At 37.0% G+C, this 8,074-nt stretch carries 6 protein-coding genes and 2 pseudogenes; 6 read left to right on the plus strand and 2 right to left on the minus strand.

What is annotated here, in order from left to right:
- Positions 1-133 precede the first annotated feature (133 nt).
- Positions 134-517, plus strand: a pseudogene (locus DCC82_RS18900) (IS3-like element ISBth8 family transposase); the annotation flags it as partial.
- Positions 518-572: 55 nt separating this feature from the next.
- Here the strand turns inward: DCC82_RS18900 and DCC82_RS14960 are convergent.
- Positions 573-1,796 carry an MFS transporter gene (locus DCC82_RS14960; protein WP_097355010.1) on the minus strand — a complete coding sequence of 408 codons (1,224 nt, stop codon included), beginning with the start codon at positions 1,794-1,796 and terminating at the stop codon, positions 573-575.
- A 510-nt stretch (positions 1,797-2,306) separates the two neighbouring features.
- Between DCC82_RS14960 and DCC82_RS14965 the strand changes: the two genes are divergently transcribed.
- The 5 genes from DCC82_RS14965 (at position 2,307) to DCC82_RS14980 (ending at position 7,358) form a co-directional block, all read left to right on the plus strand.
- Entirely contained in the window at positions 2,307-3,335 is a 1,029-nt protein-coding gene (locus DCC82_RS14965) for a radical SAM protein (protein WP_097355011.1), read from the plus strand.
- Positions 3,277-3,621 (plus strand): PqqD family protein, encoded by a 345-nt coding sequence (locus DCC82_RS18760; protein WP_158268590.1) that lies wholly within the window; start codon positions 3,277-3,279, stop codon positions 3,619-3,621. Before DCC82_RS14965 ends, DCC82_RS18760 begins: the two co-directional genes overlap by 59 nt.
- A complete protein-coding gene (locus tag DCC82_RS17720; protein ID WP_167438927.1) occupies positions 3,575-3,742 on the plus strand; it encodes a hypothetical protein in 168 nt (55 codons plus the stop codon). Before DCC82_RS18760 ends, DCC82_RS17720 begins: the two co-directional genes overlap by 47 nt.
- Positions 3,743-3,817: 75 nt before the next feature.
- Entirely contained in the window at positions 3,818-6,202 is a 2,385-nt protein-coding gene (locus DCC82_RS14975; RefSeq protein ID WP_097355013.1) for a B12-binding domain-containing radical SAM protein, read from the plus strand.
- 13 nt (positions 6,203-6,215) lie between these two features.
- A complete protein-coding gene (locus DCC82_RS14980; RefSeq protein ID WP_047817797.1) occupies positions 6,216-7,358 on the plus strand; it encodes a hypothetical protein in 1,143 nt (380 codons plus the stop codon).
- A 145-nt stretch (positions 7,359-7,503) separates the two neighbouring features.
- Here DCC82_RS14980 and DCC82_RS14985 read toward each other — a convergent pair.
- Positions 7,504-7,871 (minus strand): annotated as a pseudogene (locus tag DCC82_RS14985) (DDE-type integrase/transposase/recombinase); the annotation flags it as partial.
- Between the last annotated feature and the right edge of the window lie 203 nt (positions 7,872-8,074).

Below are 8,074 nucleotides of genomic sequence, written 5' to 3' on the forward strand. Positions count from 1 at the left end.
GTGTAAAAAATAATTCCACAGTCACTCACTGACGATTTATATACTGTGTGCGACTTTAATAAAGGAGCTAGAGATCCCCAATCCGTGATCCGCAAAAAACGGACTTTCTACGGACAAAGAGGATTCGTGGTAAGTTATTGCGAGGGAATTATCTGAAAAAAATGATCTTGAATTGGTAGAGAATACACTGAAACAACTGAATGGGAAGCCGTTGGGTTAGAACGCTCTTCCTCATTCCAATCAATGATTCCAGTATATGATCAAATCCTATGAGAACAAGATCAAAGAACTTAACATTCAAGGAAGCCATCCTCGAAAAGTAAATTGCCATGACAACGCATGTATCGATGTTTCTCCTCACATTTAAAGATATAGAAGTTGTACTTAGTGTGCCCAAAAAGATCGAGCAGGCTTATCAAGCGATTCAAGAGATATTCATTTTTACAATCACCCATCATTTTCAAGAAAAACTAAACGACCTTTCCACGATTGATACCGAGAAAAGGCCGCCGCTTAATATAATCTTTTTTTTCATTGTCCACTTGACAGATTTATGTGCAAACCTTAGGTGTTCAGCATGTCTTTTTTTCTTGGAATGTTTGCTTAGATGGGTCTGTAACCAATAGGATTCCCACTAACGCTCCTACAATAGTAATAAGAATACCGCCCAAAAAGCCCAATACACGAGGTTGTATCCATTCTAACAGCAAACCTGCGACAAACATGCTAATTCCCAGAATGCTGTTCCTCAGTGTAGCTAACGTACCAAAGACTTTACCTTGTTCATCGATGCTGACAGCTTCCATTACTAGTGTATTGGTACTTGCGATACCTATGCTGGAACCTACTGTACCCAGAAACAGCATTAATGAAGCTAAAGAGAAGTATGGAGATACACTCACAATTGAAAGAGATATTCCTTCTAAAATAAATCCCGCTGCTGCCATCTTTTTAAGATTTTGTGAAATGTAGTCCGCAAAAATGCCGCCTATTACAAACCCCAAACCAAGTGAACCGTAAAATATTCCCACACCTTGTTGCCCCATATCAAAGACTTGAAAAGAGTAAACGCTTAACAATACATTGATTGCCCCACCTCCTACGGGCCAAAGGGCAGACAAAACAATAATAGCTCGAAGCAAACGCGATTTTTTACATAAAGACAAAAATGATTTAATCTGCTCTTTATATGTGATTTTATTGGATTTAGTTCCGGTACGTGGAAAAGTAATCCCCATAGTAAGAAGAGCAGAAACAAGAAATGAAACGGAATTGAAAATAAAAGCAAACTGCAATCCCCATATAGCTGTGAAAAACGCACCGGAAACGGAACCGATGATCATTACAATTCCAAAACTGGTTTGATCCAAAGCGTTTGCCGTCAATAAATTTTCCTTTCTTACCAAAGTTGGTATAGAAGCCGCCCGAGCTGGTATATAGAAGGTAGATAAGATAACTAGCCCGAAAGTAACCACATATACAATCCAGATTTGATCTTTAGAATTGACAAACAAAAAAGATAAAGCTAACACAGACCTAGTCAAGTCCATAGTTACAAGTATGATTTTTCTAGGGATTCTATCAGCAACCATTCCACCCAATGGTCCAAATACTAAATACGGGAGAACTCGTAGGGCAAGAGTAATTCCTACAGCCAAACTAGAACCAGTTAAAGTTAATATAATACTCAATACAGCTACATTGTTGAACCAATCCCCTACTCCACTGATGAATCCGGAAATAAATAAGCGCCGATATGATCTCTCATGACGCAAAAATTTAATGCTCTTGATCATTAAAGAGTCCCCCCTAATTTTTATCACTTAAAAACTATATTGAAAACTACGATTTGGTCTTAAATGATATGAATTCTCCTTGGTAGGTCTAAAAATCTTTTCCAATGCCAAGAGAAAGAAAAAGTAGCCTAAGCTACCTTCTTATGATGACAATATTTTTTGAAAAGTTATTGCCAATTACCCCTTCTATAAAAACGTATTCGTAACAGCTGAATGCCCGTAGAGACGCCCTTAACTTGTATAGTCCTCGATTACCTTAGGTGCTTGCTGACTTAAGATCGGCTTTTTGAAAAGTTGATCTGACACGTTTGTTATTTCAGAGCGGGATATATAATCATTCAAATACAAGAATAATCCACGCTTTTTCAACCATAAGAAAATAAATCGTATCTTACTTTGTTTATAGAACTAAATTATATAATAATTGAAAAATAGTTTCAAATATTGTAATAATAATAAATATTTGTTAAAATAAATTACAAATATAACAAAAAATGGGGTGGTCAGGAATTGCAACTTGTTCTTAATAAGCCAATAAAGTTAACAATCCAAATAACAAATACTTGTAATTTGGAGTGCAAACATTGTTATGGGAATTGTACAAAAAGTCCGTCTAGTCAAGAACTTACAAAAGAAGAGTGGCTAGATTTTATCGATGAGTTGGTAAAGAATGAAGTTATTCAAGTCTTTTTTGAGGGTGGAGAAGTTTTACATAGGCCTGACTTTTTAGAAATTTTGGAGTATTGTTGTCCAAAAATGTTAACTTGGGTTCGTACAAACGGAACATTAATCACCGAAAAAATAGCTAAGGAATTTAAACGAATTGGGGTTGGGACCGTCTGTGTAGATTTAATGGGAGCTACCGAGGATACACATGATGATTTGGTCGGGGTAAAAGGGAGCTACCAACGTGCTGTAAAAGGAATCAAATACATGGTGAAACATGGGGTCCCGACCTTAATGTGTCTAATTCTCAACCGTAAAAATGCGAACGAGCTCCAACAATATGTCGATTTAGCTGCGGAATTAGGGGTTAACCGAGTGGGATTTCTTCGACTTTACCCTTTGGGACGAGCAAAACACAATTGGAATGAACTTTCCTTATCACTTGATGAGATGATGGAAGCCATCCAGAGTGTCAGGGTACCTAATAATGTAACAATCATGCAATCTTGGCATCCTAATGACGGAAACTGTTGTTGGCAAATGGCAACTGTAAATTACAAAGGAGATTCTATCGGCTGTCCATATCTAAGAGAATATGTCAACTTCGGTAATATCCGAAAAATGTCTTTTTTGGAAACTTGGGATGATCCGCTTTACAAAAGATTAAGGTCTGGAAATGTAGTTGATTATTGCCAAGACTGCAATGAATCTCAAGGATCTCGTGGTGGTTGCCGTTCAACGGCATATGCTTTCACAGGACGGTGGGATGCACCCGATCCATACTGCGTGAATACAAACAAAGGAGTTGATCTTCGTGAGTTGCCCGAATGGATACTACAAGAAACACCCAAATCTCCGTACGAGGGCTGTTGAGGAATGGAATACAATTCTAATATATACTCCTCACAAACCCAATATTCACTATCTGAATCCTACTGCATGGTTAATATTCGAGTTATGTGATAACAGAACCTACGATGAGATAACTAAACTTTATCAAGAAATTGTTCCTTCCGATTCATCTGTGACCTTAAAGGAATTGGAAGAAAGCCTAAATATGTTACTCGATGCGGAAATTGTTATTTGTGAACCTTTGAAAGGAGGTGAAAAGGATGAGCAACAACGAGCGAATCTTGAAGTTGGGAAAGCTCATTCGTGAGAAAAACATGGTAGATCCACCTTATATTAATAAAATCGAACCTGAGATTCGCACAGGTGTTCAGTACGCGTTACCTCCGGCTATGAGAAAAAAACTGAACCCCGAATTAAAAGAGAACTGATTGAGACTTTGACTGAGAATATCCAGGGGTTTTACTCCTGGATGTTCTTTCTTAACAAGGAGTTGTGGTTAGGTTATGAGTAAACCCAAAATATTACTAATCAACCCTCCGTTATGGAATACATATGCACCACATCTGGCTATTCCCTTACTTGCAGGATCTTTAAAGGCACGAGGATGGGATGTCAGATGCTTGGATTTAAGTATTGAATCAGTAGACTGGCTTGTATCAAGGAAAGGACTACTATCACTTGAAAGCTTGTTCGAAAAGAGGTATCGTGATTCCGACTCCAATTTACTCCCAGAACTTGAAAGAGCTAGGCTAATTTACCCTGAAACGATAAAAAATATTGACAATGCTAAGCAAACATTGCGGTCATTCTCTGGTCTTCAAAATCACGAAGAGTTTCTGAAAGCCAAAATCACTCTACGCAACGCACTTCATTTTATCTCTGCATCGTTTCCGGGATTGAAATTTGATTTGTTTGCCAATGATTTATACTATTCGGCTCGTTCAAGCCAAGCAGTACTTAAAGCGGCAGATGATCCTGAAAAAAATATTTATCGATGGCTGTTTCAAAAAATGCTTCCTCCTCACTTAGAGGACCCAAATCTAGGATTAGTAGGAATTTCTGTTTCTGCAGATACCCAATTGGTTGCAGCAATTACAATCGCCAAATTGATCAAAGAAATTCGTCCAGATATTCACATTACCATGGGAGGCAATTATACAACTCGGATTGTTCATAAATGGAAGGAGCCTCATCCGTTATGCCAGCTTATTGATTCCTTTATTCTATATGAGGGAGAAGAATCTCTTCCGAAGCTTTGCCAATCTTTATTCAATGGTGGAGTTGAATCTATACCAGGACATGTATATAAGAAAGGAGATAAATTACATCATACTCCACCTCAGGATGTCCAGCTGGATGAAGTACCGTTTGCCGACTTCTCTGACTACCCTTTAGAAAAATATTTTGCTCCTGGTCCTGTTCTGCCGACTTATGCATCAAGGAGCTGCATTTTTAATTGTGCATTTTGCTCCATTCCTTTTGCTAGTAACAGGTTTCGTATGCGCAATCCCGAAAGAATAGTCGATGAGATGGAATACCAAAAAGAAAAACATGGTTCCAGGCATTTTATGTTTGTGGATGAGCTACTAACTCTGCCCACTCTTCAAGGTGTTAGCGATGAATTAATTAAACGCGACAGTAAATTGTTCTGGTACGGAGAGACGAGATTTGCTCCGGGTTTAAATGAGAAAATTGCAAATCGCTTATATCAGTCTGGGTGCCGTAGAATGAACTTTGGACTAGAATCATTTAACCAGCGTATTTTGGATTTGATGAACAAAGAAACTAGAGTTGATTATATCCCTAAGAATCTACATGCATTTTTGGAATCAGGTATTCCTGTACATCTTTTTGTAATTCTTGGATTTCCAGGGGAGAATAAACAAGAAACAACAAGAACCATTTTCTTTGCCGAAGAAATTATGAGGAAATCTGATGAACAGTACGGTGTTCCTTATTCAACATGGGGAGCTAGCCCCTTTGTTCTTGATTTGAATTCTCCTATCGGTCTAAATCCGGATAAATTTGGAATCGAAATTATTCCACCAAAAGATGATGAGGATCTCGCTTTAAGCACTAATTACATCACCAGAGAAGGAATAAGCGAGACTGAAACATCCGAACTAATGGAAGCAACTGCTAGACGAAGCCCTTATCGACCAAGACGAGATGCAAATTGGTTTCATCGTTCATCCTCACGCGAAGTAGAAGAGGAAATGTTTTTGCGTGCTTGTTATGATACCGGTCTTCCCAAACCCTTGACCTGCAAACCAAAATTATTTATTGAATCGATTGACAATCAATATACATGGCTGGCAGATGATGTCACCGTCCTTCAATCAAATTACTCATTTGTTGACCAAAAACCTAAAAAGTGTACATTGCTTTACAAATCGAACCGAGATTACTTAGTTGAAATTCCAGGTTCGTTATATAAATGGGAGCATTGGTTAAAAAACCCAACCCCCTTCAAAGAGCAAAGAGATATACTCGCCAAAACACTGAAATGGACCAAAAGACAGTCTCAAGAATTGTTGGAAATGTTACTGCGTTTTGAACTGCTCATATGCAATAAGATACCTGTTTCTGTTGAGGATATTGATAGTGAAGAACTGATCTTCTATCAAGAAAAAGGGGTCTATGAGGAATTTATTGAGGAGGAGCAACAAGCAATATTAATCAGTACAATTACAGGGAAAAGCGTTACGATGAATTTAGAGGCTTACGCTTTATGGAGTTTATGTTCTGAAGGATTTAGCCTTATACAAAACGATAAATTACAGTTTGTAGGACTAGATCATCTGCCTTTAAAGGAAATAAAAAATGTTCTCTTTCAACTTGCTGAATCAGGATTTGTATACCTTAAAAAATCAAAAAGAAACAGATAAGGAGTAAAATATTATGAACGAGAACTACGTGTTCCAAGTGGAAAAAGAAATGTCTCTTCATCCTTTGTATTGTAAATATACATTTATAAACGATTTAGTCTTTCACACCTATACATTTATTACAGAGTTGTTAGCTGAAGAAAATAGTGACTTTAGAAGGCTGTATGATCGGTTTCAAAAATCTGAACGTACAATCACACACAGGGTTATTCAAGATCCAGTAATGAGAGATGTGCTAAATAAAGCTTTTGGCCTTTTGAAAAAAGGTAAGACTGAGAAAATTAGACTTTATAATAAAATATTAGATTACACAATCTCAATACTGGATGAAGGCAAACAAATAGGTCCTTTAAAAAGTCGAATGGAAAAAATTATTTACCTTGGAAGTACTGATTCGTCACCTTGGATTTGGTTTATTAATGAATCCAACAATGATATTATTGAAAAACATTTCAAAACACTCTTTCAAAACGAACTAGCAGCAGGGACTGACCCTGAACCAATATTGGTCATGCCTGATGAAAAGACACAAAAAACTTTACAATATAGCTTTGAACTTTTAACCTTATTATTGCCTGATTTATCAAAGAATGTCTTACCCCATGTTCAAATGATCGCAATCGTAGATACACTAGGTAATCGTGAAAACTTATTTGAAAGTGCTTCTACCAACGACATTCCAAGTACTATATTCCTCTCACGTTTAGTTGTAGATAATCCTATTAAGACTGCTGAGGCTATACTTCACGAATCCTTACACAAAAAATATGCCGACCTATTACTAATCAAACCTATATTAAGGCCAGGATATTCAGCTCAAACGTCACGTCCTATATATATCACTTGGCGGGATACCTATTGGCCGGTGGACCGTGTTTTAGCCGCTTTTCATGTATACACTTATCTAGGATTGTACTATTTACAAACTATTAGGAAGCATGAGTTTCTCTCTCCTGAGCTGCGAAAAGAGAACGAAAAAGCCACATTATATAAACATTTGTTTCAAGCGCTTGATAAAGGTTTCTATTTAGGTGATCAGTTAATTCGAGAGGGTAAGGAAGAGCTGGGATCAGAGGGTAAAAACTTTGTTCGGTGGTTATATGAGCAACTTGACAAAATAAATAAGTTAAGCAGAAGTGCAGCATTCACTGAATGATGACTAAAATTCATAGGTAGATTATAAAAACTGCCTCGACTGAGTCCCAACCTATGAATGGGTTAGCTAGATTATGGAAGATTTGTGTGGCTATAAGTCCATCTTTACGAATAGCTGAAAAAAGATTTTGAATTTAATAAAGCCTTTAAGCAACCATTCCAAATAGTTGGTGGATAAACTTCACTTGATTTTGGACAGTCTGATCCCGTTAAACAAGTTGCCGTTTTTTTACTATATGCATAGCTTCTATTCGAGAAATAATGGATTTAGCTGTGCGAAAGGATTTCAATTCTAACATTGAACGAACTCGCTTTTTAATAAATCGATGATCTTGTTCGACGATGTTATTAAGATATTTCACTTGCCTTACTTGGATGCCTACAGGCATCTTTTTTTCTTTCTTCAACTCTTCCTTGCTACAGGATAAGCTGGATTATTGTCAACTGTGATGACACAAGGAGTCGAAACATGAAAAGACCGCAAAGCTTTCTTTAAAAAGCGCTTTGCAACATTCTGATCCTCATCTTTCTATATACTTTTCAGTAATAAACTAATCGTATGATTTAGATTATATGTCTAGTTAAAAATGGCAATGAAAGAAAATTAATTTATTTTGAATACCCGTGGTGCTAGATAAACTCAAACAAGCATAAAAATAGCCCTTGCATGAGGATCCCCTTAAAATGAAAGTGTAACCAACCATTAAAAAGGAGGAT

The sequence above is a fragment of the Geobacillus sp. LYN3 genome (genome assembly GCF_003064505.1).
Classification (GTDB): Bacteria; Bacillota; Bacilli; order Bacillales; family Anoxybacillaceae; genus Parageobacillus_B; species Parageobacillus_B toebii.

Bases quoted from the DNA above. Each gene is read 5' to 3' on its own strand.
- DCC82_RS14960 (WP_097355010.1), bottom strand. From the start codon at position 1,796: ATGATCAAGAGCATTAAATTTTTGCGTCATGAGAGATCATATCGGCGC.
- DCC82_RS17720 (WP_167438927.1), top strand. From the start codon at position 3,575: ATGAGCAACAACGAGCGAATCTTGAAGTTGGGAAAGCTCATTCGTGAG.
- DCC82_RS14975 (WP_097355013.1), top strand. From the start codon at position 3,818: ATGAGTAAACCCAAAATATTACTAATCAACCCTCCGTTATGGAATACA.
- DCC82_RS14980 (WP_047817797.1), top strand. From the start codon at position 6,216: ATGAACGAGAACTACGTGTTCCAAGTGGAAAAAGAAATGTCTCTTCAT.